Here is an 18,799-nt window from a genome sequence, read left to right as displayed (position 1 = left end):
TATCATGTCCGATCGATTAAGCATAATATCCCGCTCGGGGCGAGTTTTTGAGATTGTCAATTATTGGCAGGTCTTCTTGGTGAACCCGCGCTACAAAAAGCGCGGTTCCTCGACCGGACATGATATCAGTTGTGAATTTCTTATTTAACCATCCGCATTTTTAACCAGCCGCAATTTCAAGCACTATTTTACCGGTTACCGAGCCTGTTTCTAACAGTTCGTGAGCGGCTTGCGCTTCTTCGAGAGGGAAAGTTTTGCTGACGTGAATTTTTAGCAAGTTGCGATCGCACAAACGAGCACACTTCTGCAAAATATGAGCCTGCTGTTCCTGTTCCTCCACCAAACCTTCCAGCATCGGGGTTAACATTAATTCCAGACTAATTCTCAGATTCCGCATTCTCGCTGTTTTCAAATTGCCCAAAGCTGGATCGGGTTCCAAAATGGTTACCAAATCTCCATAAATCTTCACAGCCGGAATAGTTTGGTAAAAAGTTTCTCCCCCGACTGTATCGAAAGCCAAATCAACTCCTTGTCCTTGAGTCCAAGTCAAAACCTCATCGACAACATTGGTATTTTTGTATAAAATAACTGAATCTGCACCTAAGGGCTTGACAAAATTGGCTTTTTCCTCAGAACTGACAGTCGTGCAAACCTCTGCCCCTTGCAACTTCGCCAACTGTACCGCGACGTGGCCGACACCGCCGGCACCAGCTTGAATCAGCACTTTTTGGCCGGCTTGCAAGCGCCCTCGATCGTACAGCGATTCCCAAGCTGTAATTAAAACTAACGGTGCCGCCGCCGCCTCAACAAAACTTAAAGCAGCAGGCTTGAGGGCGAGAAAGCGTTCGTCTACAACGGCAAACTCAGCATAAGTACCGATCGACCCGCCCAAACCGCCATTGCAGAAAAAAACCTCGTCTCCCACTTGGAAACTTTGCACACCAGCACCGACAGCCTCTACGACTCCAGCACCGTCGCACCCCAAAACGTGAGGAGTTCTCTCGGGGTAAAAAGTGCCGCGCGATCGCAACTTAGTATCGATCGGATTGATACCCGCCGCTCGCAAGCGTACCAAAACATCAGTTTCTGTTTGTATAGTAGGGGCGGGGATATCTTGCAGCTTCAATACGGACGGGCTTCCGGGCGTTTGAAAAACGATCGCTTTCATCATGGGTGTTACACTAGATCGGATAATCCCTAGACTTTATTGTATATTGCTTAGCAAAGCAACAAAAAACTTTTCGTTTATCCCAAAATTTATGATTGTTGTTGAAAGGCCTTACATAGATGGACAGCATCAGTTTTATAAACAGTTTGATGACTTATCGATTCTGTCGATAAATCTCTACAATCAGGGTAAATATTATATGAGAAAATACTTTTTTCCTTCGGGAGCTAAAGTTGGTAGTACCAGAATTATCAGACAGTTATCTGCCATATTAAAACCTACAGATGGCTTTCAATCATTTGCTAAAATTAGCAATCAAGTTCTCAAACAAGTTCTTCACGATAGGGAGGATTGCCAAAAGTCAAGAATAGCTTATGACCGAAATCTACCTCGATTTTCATTTCTCCCCAGCCTCCCCCAATACCAACATAAAATCTGGGGAGGTAAATTGTTCATTCATGATAACCAATCGCTAGACAAAAGGGGAGGTGACAAAAATAATGAACTACTTCATTTATCTCTAAATGACATAATAATTTCTACAAAATTTCCAAATTTAATCAAGGTAAGGAGAGGTTTTACAGCAGCGATATACTTTATTAATGTTGCCAATCAAAAGCCTGTAACGTTGGTGGATTTAAATGACCACCTCAGACAAGGTAGACATTTAGGGATTGATAACCTCGTAGTTTGGGCCTCCAATAAGCCAACACTTACTCCACCTATCTATGATAAAAAACATCTCAAATTAATTAATCAAGGTTTCAATCAGCGCCGACCATTTTTACAGTCAAAACTTGACCAGGGAAAATCTACCACGCGCCCAATCCAGCAAATCACCTTTAATCGAAACAAGCGATTAAAAAACTACCTTCATCAAACCAGCAGTTTGATTGCCAAGCGGTTGGTGGATGAGAAAATAATTCAGTTAATTAGGGGTACAAATGTGAGGGCTAAACAAAATAGAAAATCAGAAAAAAAACATAAGAATTTTGTGGTAATTTCTCCTACCCAGCTCATAAAATTTATTACTTACAAAACTGCGTTATTCGGTATCAAGGTAATAGTTACACAAGCATCTTATACAAATAAGCGCAGGTTTGGGGATTTAGAGCCTGTAGGTAAGCAAGAGTCTTACCAAAGTAAGAGAGGTAAACGAGGGTGGTTTAGGTTTTTCAATGAAAGTCGGATTAATGCTGATGTGAATGCAGCGTTAAATATGATTATAAAAGTAAACGCAAACTCACCCTTAGAGGACTGCCACAACCATATATATATGTCTGCAATTTCACCTGTACGGGTTTATCCTGTACGAAAATAACCACAAAAAGTTCGGTAATGCCAAGTATTGCCCGGTTTTTTGTGAACGGTTAACTCTCTTGTCGCCTTTACGGCGATCTGACCTTGTATTCGTTACCCATCCGTGGCGATACTTAGTTATTTTTAAATAGATTGGCTTCAGATAACTACAACAATTGTCGAGCGGTGCTAATCGATGTTCGAGCTACATTTATTTTTTTACTTTGAGATTCTTGCATATCTTCTGGGATTATCGGCGACTTTAGCCTTGGTGTCGGCGATTTATCTCAAGTGCCACCGAAGGCCATCTAGTCTACCGCTAGCCCAAGAGCAACGGCAGTTGGCAGAATTAAAGCCCGACGATTTATCTGCGGGATTGAAAATGCGGAAAAACTTTTTGATTTTCCCGAACTCAAATCTGTGGCCGGCAACTGACAGCTTCTTGGGTAAAGTTTTAGGTAGGGGCCGCGCTGTATTCTTCGCCAAGCAAGAGCGTCTAAGTGTGAATTCTTCGCCTATTGTGGGGCCTGGAACCTGCAAAAGCCTATGTCTGGGCATTTCGGGTTCGATGGGAGAAAATGTCGATCGCCCGAATGCCGAAAATCCTCCCAAAGTTACTGCTTCGGAGCAATTAGAGGAACATTTGCTGGGCGAAATCCTAGCAGCTACTGATTCGCCGGGGGGAGCTGAATTCTTTGATGCCTTAGTTGGCCACTTAGCCTCAGCACTAGGAGTTCGCACCGCCGTCGCTGCCCAATCGATTAAGTCGAAGGCACGCACCAATGCTGCGGCCAATAGATTGCAACTTATCAGTTTGTGGAGCGACGGACAGCAGCAGCCAAACTTTGAGTGCGACACCGCCAATACTCCCGAAGCGCGGGTGCTGGAGGCGGGAATGTATTCGTGTCCCGACTACCTCTGGGAAACCTTTCCAGAAGACCGCAGACCGATAGTTACAGGTGCGCGCAGTTTCCTGGGAGTCTTGCTGAAAAACTCTTACGGGGAACCTTTAGGCATTATTTGTATTTTTCACGATCGACCCCTGGTCGAAGCACATCTTGCCAAATTCCGATTAATTCTCAGCATCTTTGCCGGACGGGCCGCCGCCGAATTAGAGCGGCAGCGCCTAGAAGCAGCACTGTCCACTGTAGAAGCGAAATACTGCGCCCTGGTAGAACAAATGCCCGCTGTCACCTACATTTCTCCCCTCAACCGCAAGGCTGCCAAACTTTACATCAGCCCGCAAATCGAGACTTTTCTAGGTTATTCTGTAGCTGAATGGAGAGCAGATCCCGACCTGTGGCTGAAACTCGTTCACCCAGAAGACCGTGACCGCGTGTTAGTTGAAAACGCCACACAGAAATTCACTGATGGAGAAGATATCTTCTGCGAGGGGTCGCTGGTTTCAGAATACCGCGCGATCGCCCGCAACGGTCGAGTCGTCTGGTTCCGCGATCAAGCGACCGCAGTTCGCGATGAAGCAAGCAAGTCTGTCATTCTTCAAGGCGCAATGTTTGACATCACAGAGACTAAAGTAGCAGCCAGCGCGCTGCTAGAAAGCGAATACCGCTATTACACCTTGGCAAAAATACTGCCGGTGGGGATTTTCCGCGCCGACGCTGCTGGAGATTGCTTGTACGTCAATGAGCGATTTTTGGAGATGGCGGGACTGACTGCGCTAAAGGCAATAGGCGAAGGTTGGGCACAAAGTGTGCATCCGGAAGACCGCGAGCGTGTTTTGAGCCAGTGGTATCGCGCTGTCACAGACAAGTTGCCCTGTAAGTTAGAGTACCGTTTTTGCAAGGGTGACTTCACAACCTGGGTCTTTTGGCAAGCAGTGCCAGAAATGACCAAAAGCGGTGAAGTTCTAGGCTATCTCGTCACGTTGACGGATATCACCGATCGCAAGCAGGCAGAATTCGCGCTGCAACAGGCGGAAGAGAAATACCGCAGTATCTTTGAAAATGCGATCGAAGGCATTTTTCAGACAACGCCCGACGGACGCTACCTCAGCGCTAACCCTGCTTTGGCGAGAATTTACGGCTACGAGTCGGCCGCCGAATTGATCGCGAATATCCAAGACATAGACCGCCAACTTTACGTCGATCCCAACCGGCGGGTCGAGTTTTTGCGCGCGATCGAAAAACACGGTTTTGTGTCTGAGTTCGAGTCCCAAGTTTACCGGGCTGACGGCACTACTATCTGGGTTTCCGAGAACGGCCGGGCAGTTCGCGACCCTGACGGAAATTTACTTTACTACGAAGGCACTGTCGAAGATATTACCCTCCGCAAAATAGCAGAAGATAAGTTAGTACACGATGCTTTGCACGATATGCTAACCGGTTTGCCCAACCGAGCTTTATTTATGGATCGCTTGGGGCACGCGATCGCTCTTTCAAAACGCCGTCCCGAGATTTTGTTTGCGGTGCTGTTTATCGATCTCGATCGCTTTAAGGTTGTTAACGACAGTTTGGGGCATTTAGTGGGCGATCGGTTGCTGATCGCGATCGCCCAGCGCCTGGGAATCTGTTTGCGGGCTGGAGATACTGTTGCCCGTCTCGGCGGCGACGAATTTGCTATTTTGCTGGAAAATATCAAAAGCACCGAGGATGCGATCGTGATTGCCGAACGAGTGCAAGCGGAACTGGCAGAGCCTTTTTACCTTAACGAATATCAAGTTTTTACCAGTGCTAGCATTGGGATTGTTTGTTCTGGTTTTCCTACGTATCCAAGGGAAACCAGCAAACTGTCGAGCCTCGAAAATCTGGGAAATATCGATCGGGAAACTTCTTTGTCTTGCTTATCTTCCGACTCTCCTGTTCCCCCTGTCCCCTTACCCATGTTGTACGATCGACCGGAAGAACTGCTCCGAGATGCAGATGCTGCCATGTATCATGCGAAGGGATTGGGCAAAGCTCGCCACGAAGTTTTTGACTTAAGTATGCACACTCGCGCCGTCGCCCTTTTGCAACTGGAAAACGACCTGCGACGCGCTTTAGACTCCCAGGAATTTCAGCTTTACTATCAGCCCATCGTCTCTCTAATCAGCGGTAAAATCAGCGGTTTTGAAGCGCTGCTGCGGTGGTATCACCCGCAGCGGGGTGTCGTATCTCCTGGCGAGTTTATTTTAGTAGCTGAAGAAACTAGATTGATTATACCTATGGGCTGGTGGATGATGCGATCGGCTTGCCGTCAGATCCACGAGTGGCACGAAAAATTCCCAACAAATCCGCCGCTGACTGTCAGCGTCAACCTTTCTAACCAACAATTTAAACAACCGGATTTAATCGATCGCATCCGCGAAATTTTACAAGAAACTCAGCTTGACCCCCGCAGTTTAAAGTTAGAAATTACTGAAGGCGTCATCATGGAAAATGCCGAATCAGCAGTCGCTATCCTCGCGGAATTGAAAAAATTAGAAATTCAATTATATATTGACGATTTCGGCACTGGCTATTCTTCTTTAAGCCGCCTGCACACTTTTCCAACTGATGCTTTAAAAATTGATCGAGCTTTTGTTAGCCGCATGACTGAAGATGAAGGCAACGAAGCCATCGTACAGACAATTTTAATTTTAGCCAGTCATTTAGGTATGGATGTAATTGCTGAAGGAATCGAAACCAGCGAACAGCTTAATTTACTCAGAGCGCTGCAATGCGAATACGGACAAGGATACTTTTTCTCAAAGCCGATAGACAGCATGGCAGCCACACTTTTGATAGAAAGTCAACCTAAATGGTAATTAGTCATCAGTCATTAGTCATTAGTTAGTAGTCATTGGTAAAAGGAAAGTGGGAAAAGGAAATCGGGAATTGGAAATTGGAAATTAGCAATTGGAAGTTAAAACATTCTTCCTTCTTCCTTCTTCCTTCTTCCTTCTTCCTTCTTCCTTCTTCCTTCTTCCTTCTTCCTTCTTCCTTCTTCCTTAAAGTTTCGCTTCCAAAGACTTGAGAAACTCAGTATTTACCCCCGACTCCCGCGTCAGGGCAATTTTCCCAGTACGAGCAATTTCCTTAATCCCAAATCTATTCAGAACCTGGACGATCGCCACCATTTTACCGGGATCTCCCACAACTTCCAATGTCAGCGTATCATCACCAATATCCACAACTCGCGCTCTAAAAATTTGAGCTAACTCAATTATCTCCGATCGCGTCCCGCTAGCAGCATTAACTTTCAGCAGCATCAACTCCCGTTCCACACAGGGAATTTCCGTTATATCCTGAACTTTAAGCACGTTAATCAACTTGTACAGTTGCTTTGTCAACTGCTCGATAATTTGGTCATCTCCCGGTACAACCATCGTAATCCGAGACACTCCCCCTTGTTCCGCCGGGCCAACGGCCAGACTTTCAATATTAAAACCCCGACGGGCAAACAAACCAGCAATTCGAGTGAGGACACCCGCTTCATCTTCAACTAAAACCGAAAGAGTGTGTTTCATTTATCCCAAAAAGACGCTTTTCGTGCAATTCTACTTTCGCCAATTCGCCTTTTAGCAGAAGTGCACGCCCATTGAACCTGCATTAGATATTTTATCGCGAGTTATTGGCCGTTCATCTGCGGGAAAAAACAATATATTAAGCTGTCGGGGCCAGAGTCACGTCCGATCGACAATATCACTCATCGATCGGCGTAAATCCGCCCCCACCCGCTTATTGTTGTCGATCGCACCCACCCGATCTAAGTTTTTTTGTGTACGAACCGACACAATTCCTCGCTAGAATAAAAACTTTTCAGGTCTTATCGTTGACGGGGACTGAAATTTTGAGATTAATTAATCTCAAAATTCCTTCAAATAAAAACCCGGTGTTGCAGCGACGGCATCTGGCGGCGGACTTGTTCTAGTCGATCGGGATTAATTTCTGCGATCGCCACACCCGGTTCCTCTCCAGCATCCGCCAAAACCGTACCCCAAGGGTCTATAATCATCGCGTGACCGTGAGTTTGACGGCGGCCGTAGTGGCGGCCAGTTTGTGCAGGGGCAATCATATAACAAGTATTCTCGATCGCCCTAGCTTGCAACAAAACCTTCCAGTGATCCTTGCCAGTGTAAGCAGTAAACGCCGCCGGCACGAACAAAATATCAGCCCCCTTGTACGACAAATGCCTGTACACTTCCGGGAACCGCACGTCATAGCACACCGAAAGTCCCAGCGTCCCCAACTCCGGCGACACATAAACCGACGGCAAATCTTCACCAGCTTTCACAGTGTTCGATTCCCTGTAAGTAATGCCGTCGGGAACATCCACATCGAACAAATGTACTTTTCTGTACCTTGCCACTTCAGTGCCGTTTGGGTCTACCAGCAAACAAGTATTGTATACCTTCCCCCCTGCAGTCGGCACTGGAAATCCGCCGCCCAGAATCGTTACCTGGAACCGTTGGGCCATCGTTTTGAGGAATTTTTCGCTTTGGAGTCCGATCGCCTCTGCTGAAGCAATCTTTTCCTCCTCTTCTCCCATAAACGAGAAATTTTCTGGTAAGGAAACTAACTCCGCACCCCGACGTACTGCCAGGTCGATTAATTCCTCTGCCTGAACCAAATTTTTTTGCAGGTCAGGCAAGCTAGTCATTTGAATTGCTGCGGCGATATAAGACTTCATCGATTCACAATATTAGTCATTAGTCATTTAGTCATTAGTCATTAATCATTAGTCATTAATCATTAGTCATTGGTAACTAATTTGATAACTAAATAGTTGATATCCTTGGATTTTACCTATTTATGCGCTGTCTAGCATGAACGGGTATGGTTTGAGAGTTTTGATATTTGAGTTTTAAATTAACCTGTAACTCATAATTCAAAAATCAAAACTCTCAACTTTTAACTCCTAGGTTTTGCAACCTAATTTCCCTCAAATCTTAAGGCATCGGATGGAAAAGCAGGTCGGGGAAAAAGCGGTTAAATTCAATTAAAGCCGCGCCTTGAATAGATAGCCAAAGGATAGCCAATACTGGTGCGGTCGAAAGAAACTTGACAAAGTATTGCATGAATTCTGCTCCTGAAAATTCGAGACAGTTGGTAATTGCCGATCGGTCTACGCCTAATTGCTAATTTGCAGTTAATTACTTAACTGTTAGCTATTAGCTCTTCTCCATTTCCCAATTTTAGCGGGGGGAAACAGTAATTTCGTCTTCCTTGGCAAACATTTCACCGCTGGTGATTGATGTGATAGCTGCCAGAGGCCATAAAACGCCGCTCAGCATACATTTGATGGCCAAAGGAACGTCGATAATAATCTCTTTTTCCTCTGGTGTTGCTGATTTTTTGGTAACTTGCAGATAAGAACGGCCCACCCAACCAATCCAACCTGCCATATACAAGAACAGTATGCTAGGAATCAAAAAGTCCCCTGCTCTGCTCAAGTTGCCGTCTACGATTAAGTGCGGGTATCCTTCCGGGCCGCACATAGCTTGAGAATAGCGATCGAATCTTGCTTTCGCAGATGCGGGGTCGCCATTCGTAGAACGCGCATTTTTAGCCAGTTCCTGGAATTCGGGAGAGTCTTTGCACGGCACTAAATTGTAAGCCGAAGCAACTGGAGCAAAACTGAACCAGACACTCAACACTAAAATTGCAGCAAACAATCGTCGCATGGAATTGTTTCCTTTTGTTACAAAACAATAAGTTTTTGTACAAGCATTTCAACTTGCCAATCTGGAACCCAGATTACCGTGTTTGTTGACAGTGTAAAGTATCCATCATTGATGTGGCAAATCCCAATAGAGTGAGGGATTCGCGTTTTGATAGGTCAATGCTGAGCTAGCAATACCGCGAGGATATTCCTTCATTGCATCAGATGATGGCCTTACCTGTCGATCGGGCAAAAATCCCTTAACAATAACCTGAGTACAGGTAGAGCGGGGGACTTGCACCGAATTAGTTAAGCTAGCAATAACTAACCTATCAAATAAAATTACCAGTTAATGGCAACCATTTTCGCAATCGAAACAAGTTGTGACGAAACAGCAGCAGCAATTGTTAAGAATCGTCAAGTTTGCAGCAATGTTGTAGCATCGCAAATTAAAATCCACGAGCAGTTTGGCGGGGTAGTACCGGAAGTGGCTTCGCGGAGTCACCTAGAAATGCTCAATCAGGTAATTGCCCAGTGTCTCGGTGAAGCAAACCTCAGTTGGTCAGAAATTGACGGCATTGCAGCGACTTGTGCCCCCGGTTTAGTAGGTGCATTGTTAGTCGGGCTGACAGCGGCGAAAAGCTTGGCAATAGTCCATCAAAAACCTTTTTTAGGCGTCCACCACCTCGAAGGGCACATCTACGCTTCTTACCTTACCGAACCCGACTTGCAGCCACCGTTTTTGTGTTTGTTAGTTTCCGGGGGACACACTAGCTTTATTTATGTCAAAGATTGCGGCGTTTATGAAACTGTAGGACACACACGCGACGACGCCGCCGGCGAAGCTTTTGATAAAGTTGCGAGACTGTTGCAGCTAGGATATCCCGGCGGGCCGCTGATTGACAAATTGGCCGCCCTTGGCAATCCCCAAGCATACCCTCTACCAGAAGGCAGAATTTCTTTGCCTGGTGGGGGCTACCATCCTTACGACAGCAGTTTTAGCGGCTTGAAAACCGCAGTTTTGCAATTAGTGCAGAAACTCAAGAAACAAAATAACAATGTGGGTGCGGAAGGCATCTTGCCTGACTCTACAATTAATGATATTGCGGCCAGCTTTCAGGAAACAGTAGCCAAGGGTTTAACAAAAAGAGCGATCGACTGCGCCGTAAATTTTGGGCTTACCACTATTGTAGTGGGGGGCGGAGTTGCAGCAAACAGCGGACTGCGAAAAAATTTACAAGCAGCAGCCACAAAACACAACTTGCGAGTATTGTTTCCGCCGTTAAAATATTGTACAGACAACGCAGCAATGATCGGCTGTGCCGCGGCAGAACACTTGCAGCGAGGACACACATCGCCGCTGACTTTGGGAGCAAATTCGCGGATGGCCCTCAGCGATATTATGGAACTGTACAATACTCATTAGTTATTAGTCATTACTCATTAGTTAACAGTCAACAGTCAACAGTCAACAGCCAACAGCCAACAGCCAATAGTCAACCCAACGATGAAAATCCGCGACGCAGAAGACAGCGATTTGCCAGCAATTGTCGGAATATATAACGCAGCAATCCCGGGCAGAATGGCCACAGCAGATTTAAAACCAGTCTCAGTCGAAAGCCGCCTCCCTTGGTACAGAGAACACTGCCCCACTTCCTGGCCGATTTTGGTAATGGAATCAGAACAAAATATTGTTGGCTGGCTGAGTTTTCAGCTTTTTTACGGACGCGCCGCCTATCAGCATACAGCAGAAGTTAGCATCTACGTCGCACCCGATCGCCAACGCTGCGGAATCGGACAAAATTTATTGCAATCGGCAATTGTGCGGAGTCCAGAATTGAAGCTTAAAACTCTCATAGGAATAATTTTTGCTCACAATCAGCCGAGTGTAAGATTGTTTGAAAAATTTGGCTTTCAGCGGTGGGGATATCTGCCGCAAGTTGCCGAACTTGACGGCGTTGAAAGAGATGTCGTAATTCTCGGTTTGCGTTGTTAGCTGTAGGGACACCGCAATGCCAATTGGTGTCAACTTAAACTGTCAGTCCGCCCAATCCTTCCGTCCGCCCGTCAGTCCGCCAGGGAATGAATTCCCTGTCTAATAGCGAAAGTCCTCTTAAGAGGACTAATGAATCTTAAATTTTTCTTCTCAGTCCTCTTAAGAGGACTTTAGCTTTGAGGCAGGGGTTTCAACCCCTGCCGGACTATCGGTTGTACGTTAAGTTGTCACCAATGGGCTCTTGGAGTGTCCTAATTTGAAGGAAACGACAACACCGTGTCTTGATTTGTAGGGAAACGGCAATGCCGTGTCCTAATGTGGAGGAAATGGCATTGCCGTTCCTCTACCTCAATCTGCTAAAATTTTAATTTCATCCAAAGATACGATCGCCACATCAGCATTTTCCAAATGACTAACCTGGGCCTTCCCCCAACAAATCCCGATACACCCAGCCGCGCCCGCATTTTTACCCATCTGAATATCGCCCGCTGAATCTCCCACCATCAAAGTTGCTGCGGCATTTACTCCGAGTTTCTCACAAGCTTCCAAAAACAATTTCGGATCGGGTTTGTGAACCGTTGAATCCACTCCCATTTCTAACTGAATGTAGTCACCTAATGCGTGGTGTTTCACAAATTTATGCACAACCTCCGTCGTAGCCGCCGAAAGAATTCCCAGTTTTAAACCCGCTTCCGAAAGATATTTCAGCACTTCCAAACTGCCGACAAATAAAGGAGAAACAGCACTATTTTTAAACATTTCGTCAGCTTCGTCAAAAGCGCGGCGCGCAATAGTTAAAGATTCCAGCCATCCCCTGCCGGTTTCCGCGATGTATCCTGCTGCAACAATCTCATTTTCCCTGCGACTACCGACTGCTAGCAAGCCCGTGGGGTCAATGCTGCCGCCTTCGATACCGAAAGCCATTTGTAAAGGCTCTCCAACGCCCGGAATTTGAGCGTCTGCAAGGCGCGATCGCTTAATCCCCAACAGTCTCAAAAATTCTTGAGAATCCTCTAGAGTGCCGTCTTTGTCAAAGATTACGGCTTCGATATTTGAGAAGGTAATACCCCGACATTTAATATTTACCAAGAATCTGAACTCCGTAATTTTTATATTTTTTTCTATTTTCCCATATTGCGCTATTTTTGGCAATTCTTAATTGCCCGCAATCGTTGTGTTACTACAAAATCCTGATACAACATTAGACATCTCCAATAATTATTGTGGAACAGCCCTCTTCCCTGTTCAAAACAGGCTTTTTTGGAGATGACTCTTGTTGTGTCCCTACAAATTTAGGACACAACATTGTTTTGTCCATACAATCAATAAATTAAAATCGTCCCGCTAAATTGGCAACCAATAATGCTAGTTGAACGGGCTGCACGGGTTTGGAAATATGCGTTTGAAAACCCGCTTCGATCGCCCTTTCGCGTTCTTTATCGCTCGCATAAGCAGTCAGCGCAACCGCTGGGATTTCTCCTCCGGCTTCTGCAGCAAGAGTTCGCACTTCTCGAATTAAGAAATACCCATCTCCCTCTGGCATTCCGATATCAGAGATGAGCACGTCATATTTGCCGGGATTTTCACTCAAAGCGGCGATCGCACTTCTACCAGATGCAACCGTCAAAACCTCAGCCCCGTAGCTTTCTAGCACAAATGCTAAGAGTTCGCGCGTATCGCTCCGATCGTCTACAACTAAAACGTGCAAGCCTTCGAGAGAGGGGACAATATCGGTAGAGGCCTTCAAAGGCGCAGCCAAAGCAATTGTTTTTAAATTGATAGCCGATGTCAACTTTTGAGGCAAGGCTACCAGCGGCAATTTCAGAGTCATTGTACTTCCTTGTCCCTCACCCGGACTATCCGCTTCCACCGTTCCTCCGTGCAATTCTACCAGATGACACACGATCGACAAACCCAATCCTAGCCCTTTATTACCCTTGACGCTGCTGGAATCGCCTTGATGGAAACGATCGAAAATATACGGCAAAAAGTCTGCCCGAATGCCTTTTCCCGTGTCGCTAACTCGAAGTTGAGCGTAATTCTCGATCGCCGACAGCGTTACTTCCACTCCTCCTCCCGCCGGAGTAAACTTAATTGCATTAGACAGAAGATTCCACACAACTTGTTGCAATCTATCAGCATCGCCTAAAACACTGGCAGAACTCAACTGCGAAACAAGTTGAATATTTTTGGCATCTGCTGATAATTGAACCCCATCCAGCGCAGCTTGCACCACCAAAACAAAATCCATCAAACTGCTATCAAGAGCGAGCTTGCCGCTCGTAATCCTGGCAATATCTAGGAGATCTTCGATTAACTGAGATTGCGTCCTAGCGCTGCGCTCGATCACTTCTAGAGCGCGATTAGCCGCTGCTTCCTTAAGCACGCCGGAGCGCAGGATTTGTGCCCATCCCAGGATCGGAGTCAGGGGATTGCGGAGCTCGTGGGAGAGATTCGCGAGAAATTCATCTTTAGCACGGTTAGCACTTTCTGCTTGTTGGCGGGCAAACTGTTCATGCTCCAATAACTGCGCTCGTAGTATCTCCAACTGCTTGCGCTCAGTGATATCCTCGATCGACAACAGAATCATTAAAGCTCCATCTTCTCGTTGAAGTTTACAAGCATTAAGCAGCATGGTTTTGGGCCCGATCTGCTCAAATAGGTGCTCCAACTCAAAGTTTTGAAGCTGAATATCACTAACCAGAATATCTTCCAATATCGATCGTAATTGGGGGATATTCCACTGCCCGTTTCCTAGCTCAAACAGCGAAGATTGCGCTGTTTCTGAGGATGAAACCTGAAACGTTTCATAGAACGAGCGATTTGCTTTATTCACCCGGAAATTAGAATCGAGCGCGACTAAAGGCGTTTGCACAGTTTCCACGATAATTTCAGCGTAATTTCGGGCTTGCTCCAAGGTTCGGGCACTGCGTTTTAGAGAATCAATATCGATCAAAACCATCACCACACCATCAATCTGGTTTTCCGTTGTGCGGTAGGGACGAATGCGGAGATTGTACCAATATCCCGATAAAGTTTGAACTTCTTGTTCTTGTGTCTGGAGAGTATCAATCACCTCCCAAATCATCTGTTCCAAGTCAGGAACGTCAAGAGTCGATCGGATGTCGCTAAAAGGTCGTCCAATATCTGTGGGAATCAGATTAAAAAGTGCCTGCGCCGTTGGCGTAAAGCGTCGAATCTGTAAATCGTTGGCCAGCATTAAGACAGGGATATTGATACTAGCAAGCAAATTTGTGAGATCGTTATTGACCAGGCTTTGTTCAATATTTCGACTGCGAAGTTCCTCGTTAGTGGTGGTGAGTTCCTCGTTAGTAGCTTGAATCTCTTCTTTGGCAGTTTCTAATTCTTCGTTGGTGCTTTGCAACTCCTCGTTGCTCGATAGGATTTCTTCGTTCGCAATTTTGAGGTCTTGGTTGAGATTTTCCTGATCCTGGATCAGCGATTGCAGGTGCACTTGAGCATCAGTTTTTTCTTGGTTAGCGGTGGCAAGTGCCTGCTTCAGGCACTTATTTTCAGAAGCTAAATCATCTTGATCGCAGCTTTCAGAAGTGACGATGCGGAAATTGAGCACTGGCGGTAAAACCTCTTCAAGTAGCAGTAAAAAATAGCGTGCTGTGAAGGTGTGCGGCTGGAACGGCATCACCTCAATATTGACGATAGTCGATCGTCCGCCCGATTCAACAACAACCCTTTCTTTCCTAACGGTTACGTTCTGCGTCTGGGCCTGATAAATTGCGGTGCGAAGCTCAACAAGCAAGCCTGGCCTTGCCATTGTCAGCAAGTTTAAGTCCGGCGTTCCGGCTGCCACTCTCAAGTAAGGATCGATGTCTCCCCGCACTTGCAGGATTTTCATTTCCTCGTTGACAAGCACACTGGCTGGGGCATAGCGATTCAAAATCAGTTGCTCAGTTTCTCGCTGCAAGTCCCAGCTATTTATCAAAGTTTCTTCATTCATTTCCTGTTGTTGAGCAGCTTTAACGACGGGATAGGAACTCGGGGTAAACGAAAAAGTGGGACGAGTCGCGGTCAACTTTTTGGCATAAATTTTATTTTTTTTATCGACTGTAGTAAATAATGATGAAAATTTTCCGGTGCTCTCAGAAGTGCCTAACAGGAGAAAGCCTGTTGGGTTAAGACTGTAATGAAAAATCGGCATCACTTTTTTTTGCAATGACTCTCCCAAGTAGATCAGCACATTGCGACAGCTAACTAAATCGAGATTGGAAAAAGGCGGGTCGCTGCCTAAGTCTTGTCGGGCAAATATACACAGTTCGCGGACGGCCTTGCGGATTCTATAACCACCTCCTGCTTCGGGGCGAATAAAGAAGCGAGTACGCCGTTCTGGTGAAACGTCTACCATCTGGTTTTCTAAGTAGAAACCAGACCGGGCTTTGCCGATCGCCGCCTCGCTGATATCCGTGGCAAAAATCTGGATCGGGGGCGGGATAACTCGATCGCCCAAAAACTCTAACAAGCAAATGGCGATCGAATAAACTTCTTCACCTGTGGAACATCCCGCCACCCAAATCCGAATCGGAGCATTTGCCGATTTATTTTGGGTAATCGTGGGGAAAACCACCTCTTTTAACTTTTGAAAGGCTTCGGGATCGCGGAAGAAACTGGTAACGTGGATCAGGATTTCTTCATACAAAGCTGTGACTTCAGCCGAATGTTGTTGAAGGTGTGTGGCGTAATCATCCAAGCTCTCCAGCTTGTACAATACCATCCGCCGCTGGATGCGTCGAGCGATCGTGGTGGGTTTGTAGTGGCTAAAATCAACGCCTGTGGTCGATTTCAGCAGTGCAAAAATAGTTGCCAGGGCATCTCCCGGTTCGCTCGATTCTTCAACTTTTGCTAGAGAAATCGGGTCAGTGAGAAGGGGACTGTGACTATAGTTTGCCAGTTCCTCGGCAATTTTTTCCGGCGTCATAACAAAATCGACATTCCCTGTAGCAACAGCGGTAGTCGGCATACCATCGAATTTTGCCGTGTCTTGGGATTGAGCAAAAGTCATGCCTCCGGCTGCTTTGATTGCCTTGAGCCCCTCTGAACCGTCTCCGTCTCCCCCGGATAATACTACGGCGATTGCTTTGTGGCCGCGATCGAGCGCCAATGATGTAAAAAAGGCATCTCCCGGCATATATTTGCCATAAATCTTCTCGCGAGGGGATAGTTGCAGCAAGCCTTTACATACCACCATCTTGGTGTTGGGCGGAATAACGTAGACTTGATTTGGCTCTACAGCTACGCCGTCTTGTACCTCATTCACAGGCATTTGCGTCGTTCTGGCGAGAATCTCGGTGAGCAGGCTTTTGTGATCGGGCGCTAAATGCTGAATCAGCACAAACGCCATACCCGTATCGATCGCTAAATGGCTGAGTAACCCCGTGAATGCTTCCAACCCTCCTGCTGAGGCGGCAATCCCAACGATGGGAAAGGGGGCGTCGGTGACGGCTGATTCTTCGCTGTCGAGGGCGGCTGCTGCGATCGATTCGGGTGTATTTTCTAGAGATAATTGAGGAGAAGTCATGATGAGAAGTCCTCGACTTCAGTTATTGAGCGGCCAACATCTCTGGTAAGGATGCCGCTGATTAATTCCGACTATTTTTGTCAGAGCTTACGTAAGTTATCGGCATTATGAACCTCCATTAAGGATGATCTACACTGTTGAGGTCATTATCTGAGCGCGATCGAAGAACTCTGGTAGCGATTATAAGAAGAGACTGGCAATAACCAGGTATATCTGCTTACGTACTTAATTTCTTTCAGCTACCAGTGTAGGAGACAGCGCGATTACTGATTCCGTATTAATTCTAGCAGTATAGGCGACTTGTGGGCCTTGTATGCCCTTTAAATCTTCAACACGTTTTTGAATTTCGGACACTCCAGCAGCTTTTAATGCTGTTAAAAATGCTTGGTCGCTGTAAACATCTTCGGAAAACGAAACTTCGCCACTTTTAGAAAGATTTTGAAGGCGGGCGGCTTTGTTGACTGTGGAACCAAAATAGTCTAGCGAGTTATTAAGATTTACGAGTAAAGCCGTATTTCGGTGAATGCCAATTCTGACTTGAATCCACTCTGCTTGCGGGCGAGTTAAATTGTACTCTCTGAAACGGATCACAGCAGCGGCGGCTGCCATAATTGCTTGTTCGTTGCTGATAAATGAAGCCATGACGGCATCGCCGATGGTTTTAATGACTTTACCGCCAACTTTCTCGATCGACTCAAAGAAAATTTCAAAATGATCGCGCACAATATTGTAAGCTTTAGTATCTCCCAGCGTTTCGTACATTCTGGTAGAACCGGTAATATCGGTAAACATAATAGTAATCGCCCGAATCTTGACTCGCTCTCTTTCCGAGATTACTTGATCGCCGAACAAACGCTTGTAATCTGGGTGATGAAGCAGGTGGATTCCTGATAGCCGCAGGGGCAGTTGTTCTAATCTCAGTTCCTGGGGCAATTCATCTGAATGCAAAATCAGCCCCGATAAATTGTGATCGGTATTAGTTAGTTCGAGCTTAACTTTTCCCGGACGCACGGCTAGCTCTGTTTTGTCAAAATCTGGGCCGGCTAACTGCTTGAGTTGAATTTCTTGTATGGCTTCTGTTTTTTCGCCTTCAACCTTTAAAATCCCTTTAGCTAAAGTGAGGGGACAGCAGTACCGATATCGACCGTTTTCTAAGGTAACTATCTCGGATTCAGTGCAGTATAAAGGCGTTACCAGTTGCAGTTTGCTCTGGAGTACGGGAGGGGGAGCGCAGACGGGTCGCAGTTGCGGGTCTTCGATTTCTTTGTTTAGAGAAAAAGTAACCTCGACGCGATCGAGCAAATCAATTTTAAACTCGCGCTCGCACATCGGGCAAAAAGACAATTCTGATGTGTCTGCCAAATCCTTGAATTCGTCTGTAATCATATTGCAGTGCGGGCAGTGAATATCCCAATGCAAGTCGAAGACACCGGCTTTCACTCCGTGCAGAAATTCGGAAGTAATTTTTTTAACATTCTTGACTGTATCCCCTGCTACGTAGTAAGGATTAATTCTCAATCTCTGCAAAATGTGGGAACCGGTTAACCAATTTCCGATTTGGTCGATCGTTCCTTTGCTAGCATTGGGACGTTTTTTTAGCTGTTCTAATTTTTCTTTTAATAGTTCGATGTTCATGATCCACTTGCCTTTGAGCCTCAGGGCAAGAAATTTATAATAATTTTGTTGTATACTTTGCTCGTCTGGTTGGTTCTGGCGTGAGAATTTTGATGAGTTTGCACCTGTGCGGATTTCTCTGCCCTTGATAAATCTTAACAAATTAGCACCATGAAGGCCATGCCTATTTAGGCAGATTGAGCGCGCTGTCATTTGTTTTAATTCAAAGTGCGATCGCTGCATCGGTCTACAGAAATATCTTAAATCTCGGTAATTAAGAATTGGGAATTGGGAATTGGGAATTGGGAATTGGGAATTGTCAACCGCCCAGCAGCGACTAATATCGTTTCCGGTGGCATCGGAATAATAAAATCGAGTCAACAGTTAACACTCAACCATTCAGTTTTGCGACCCGCCCGTCAACAGTCAATCGATTTTAGATTTTATATCAAATCCGTTAGCATCGGAATAGTAAATTCGAGTTCACTGTTGACGGTTGACTGTTGACGGTTGACGCCGTGAACAGTCAACCGTCAACCGTCAACATCCTTCCGGTGTAACCGGAAATGATATTAGATTTTAGATTAAATAA

The 18,799-nt window shown here is 46.0% G+C and carries 12 protein-coding genes; 4 read left to right on the top strand and 8 right to left on the bottom strand.

Going from position 1 to position 18,799, the window contains the following annotated elements; genetic code table 11:
* Nucleotides 1-160: 160 nt before the first annotated feature.
* Nucleotides 161-1,168 carry a zinc-dependent alcohol dehydrogenase family protein gene (locus QUA71_RS19660; RefSeq protein ID WP_333287545.1) on the bottom strand — a complete coding sequence of 336 codons (1,008 nt, stop codon included), beginning with the start codon at nt 1,166-1,168 and terminating at the stop codon, nt 161-163.
* Between the two features lie 91 nt (nt 1,169-1,259).
* On the opposite strand from QUA71_RS19660, the gene QUA71_RS19655 reads away from it, so the two are divergent.
* On the top strand, nt 1,260-2,489 hold the full coding sequence (locus tag QUA71_RS19655; RefSeq protein ID WP_333287520.1) for a transposase: 1,230 nt from the start codon (nt 1,260-1,262) through the stop codon (nt 2,487-2,489).
* A 174-nt stretch (nt 2,490-2,663) separates the two neighbouring features.
* Nucleotides 2,664-6,209: an EAL domain-containing protein gene (locus tag QUA71_RS19650; RefSeq protein ID WP_333287518.1), complete on the top strand. Its 3,546-nt coding sequence runs from the start codon at nt 2,664-2,666 to the stop codon at nt 6,207-6,209.
* Between the two features lie 183 nt (nt 6,210-6,392).
* On the opposite strand, the gene ilvN is transcribed toward QUA71_RS19650, so the two are convergent.
* The 4 genes from ilvN to QUA71_RS19630 all read right to left on the bottom strand — a co-directional run bounded on the left by ilvN (nt 6,393) and on the right by QUA71_RS19630 (nt 9,068).
* A complete protein-coding gene (gene ilvN, locus QUA71_RS19645) occupies nt 6,393-6,911 on the bottom strand; it encodes an acetolactate synthase small subunit (RefSeq protein ID WP_039887977.1) in 519 nt (172 codons plus the stop codon).
* A 350-nt stretch (nt 6,912-7,261) separates the two neighbouring features.
* The gene (locus tag QUA71_RS19640; RefSeq protein ID WP_333287515.1) at nt 7,262-8,074 is read right to left on the bottom strand and encodes a carbon-nitrogen hydrolase family protein; all 813 of its coding nucleotides are present in this window, start codon (nt 8,072-8,074) and stop codon (nt 7,262-7,264) included.
* Between the two features lie 259 nt (nt 8,075-8,333).
* On the bottom strand, nt 8,334-8,462 hold the full coding sequence (gene psaJ, locus QUA71_RS19635; RefSeq protein ID WP_106151078.1) for a photosystem I reaction center subunit IX: 129 nt from the start codon (nt 8,460-8,462) through the stop codon (nt 8,334-8,336).
* Between the two features lie 117 nt (nt 8,463-8,579).
* Nucleotides 8,580-9,068, bottom strand: a complete 489-nt coding sequence (locus QUA71_RS19630; RefSeq protein ID WP_333214796.1) for a Photosystem I reaction center subunit III — start codon at nt 9,066-9,068, stop codon at nt 8,580-8,582.
* Between the two features lie 330 nt (nt 9,069-9,398).
* Between QUA71_RS19630 and tsaD the strand changes: the two genes are divergently transcribed.
* Together tsaD and QUA71_RS19620 are read left to right on the top strand one after the other, a co-directional pair.
* The gene (gene tsaD / locus QUA71_RS19625; RefSeq protein WP_333214798.1) at nt 9,399-10,472 is read left to right on the top strand and encodes a tRNA (adenosine(37)-N6)-threonylcarbamoyltransferase complex transferase subunit TsaD; all 1,074 of its coding nucleotides are present in this window, start codon (nt 9,399-9,401) and stop codon (nt 10,470-10,472) included.
* 81 nt (nt 10,473-10,553) lie between these two features.
* Nucleotides 10,554-11,042 carry an N-acetyltransferase family protein gene (locus tag QUA71_RS19620; RefSeq protein WP_333287512.1) on the top strand — a complete coding sequence of 163 codons (489 nt, stop codon included), beginning with the start codon at nt 10,554-10,556 and terminating at the stop codon, nt 11,040-11,042.
* A 348-nt stretch (nt 11,043-11,390) separates the two neighbouring features.
* On the opposite strand, the gene QUA71_RS19615 is transcribed toward QUA71_RS19620, so the two are convergent.
* The 3 genes from QUA71_RS19615 to QUA71_RS19605 form a co-directional block, all read right to left on the bottom strand.
* The gene (locus QUA71_RS19615; RefSeq protein WP_333287510.1) at nt 11,391-12,131 is read right to left on the bottom strand and encodes an HAD family hydrolase; all 741 of its coding nucleotides are present in this window, start codon (nt 12,129-12,131) and stop codon (nt 11,391-11,393) included.
* A 241-nt stretch (nt 12,132-12,372) separates the two neighbouring features.
* Nucleotides 12,373-16,593: a chemotaxis protein CheB gene (locus tag QUA71_RS19610; protein WP_333287508.1), complete on the bottom strand. Its 4,221-nt coding sequence runs from the start codon at nt 16,591-16,593 to the stop codon at nt 12,373-12,375.
* Nucleotides 16,594-16,818: 225 nt separating this feature from the next.
* Nucleotides 16,819-18,228, bottom strand: coding sequence for an adenylate/guanylate cyclase domain-containing protein (locus tag QUA71_RS19605; RefSeq protein ID WP_333287506.1), 1,410 nt, complete (start codon nt 18,226-18,228; stop codon nt 16,819-16,821).
* Nucleotides 18,229-18,799 lie beyond the last annotated feature (571 nt).

The organism is Microcoleus sp. MON1_C5 (assembly GCF_036701875.1).
GTDB lineage: Bacteria > Cyanobacteriota > Cyanobacteriia > Cyanobacteriales > Microcoleaceae > Microcoleus.
Note: the sequence above shows the minus strand (reverse complement) of the source record. Positions and strands in the feature narration are given on the sequence as shown.

Coding starts and splice junctions, on each gene's coding strand:
- QUA71_RS19620 (WP_333287512.1), top strand. CDS start 10,554: ATGAAAATCCGCGACGCAGAAGACAGCGATTTGCCAGCAATTGTCGGA.
- QUA71_RS19640 (WP_333287515.1), bottom strand. CDS start 8,074: ATGAAGTCTTATATCGCCGCAGCAATTCAAATGACTAGCTTGCCTGAC.
- QUA71_RS19660 (WP_333287545.1), bottom strand. CDS start 1,168: ATGAAAGCGATCGTTTTTCAAACGCCCGGAAGCCCGTCCGTATTGAAG.
- QUA71_RS19610 (WP_333287508.1), bottom strand. CDS start 16,593: ATGACTTCTCCTCAATTATCTCTAGAAAATACACCCGAATCGATCGCA.
- QUA71_RS19605 (WP_333287506.1), bottom strand. CDS start 18,228: ATGAACATCGAACTATTAAAAGAAAAATTAGAACAGCTAAAAAAACGT.
- tsaD (WP_333214798.1), top strand. CDS start 9,399: ATGGCAACCATTTTCGCAATCGAAACAAGTTGTGACGAAACAGCAGCA.
- QUA71_RS19650 (WP_333287518.1), top strand. CDS start 2,664: ATGTTCGAGCTACATTTATTTTTTTACTTTGAGATTCTTGCATATCTT.
- QUA71_RS19630 (WP_333214796.1), bottom strand. CDS start 9,068: ATGCGACGATTGTTTGCTGCAATTTTAGTGTTGAGTGTCTGGTTCAGT.
- QUA71_RS19655 (WP_333287520.1), top strand. CDS start 1,260: ATGATTGTTGTTGAAAGGCCTTACATAGATGGACAGCATCAGTTTTAT.
- ilvN (WP_039887977.1), bottom strand. CDS start 6,911: ATGAAACACACTCTTTCGGTTTTAGTTGAAGATGAAGCGGGTGTCCTC.
- psaJ (WP_106151078.1), bottom strand. CDS start 8,462: ATGCAATACTTTGTCAAGTTTCTTTCGACCGCACCAGTATTGGCTATC.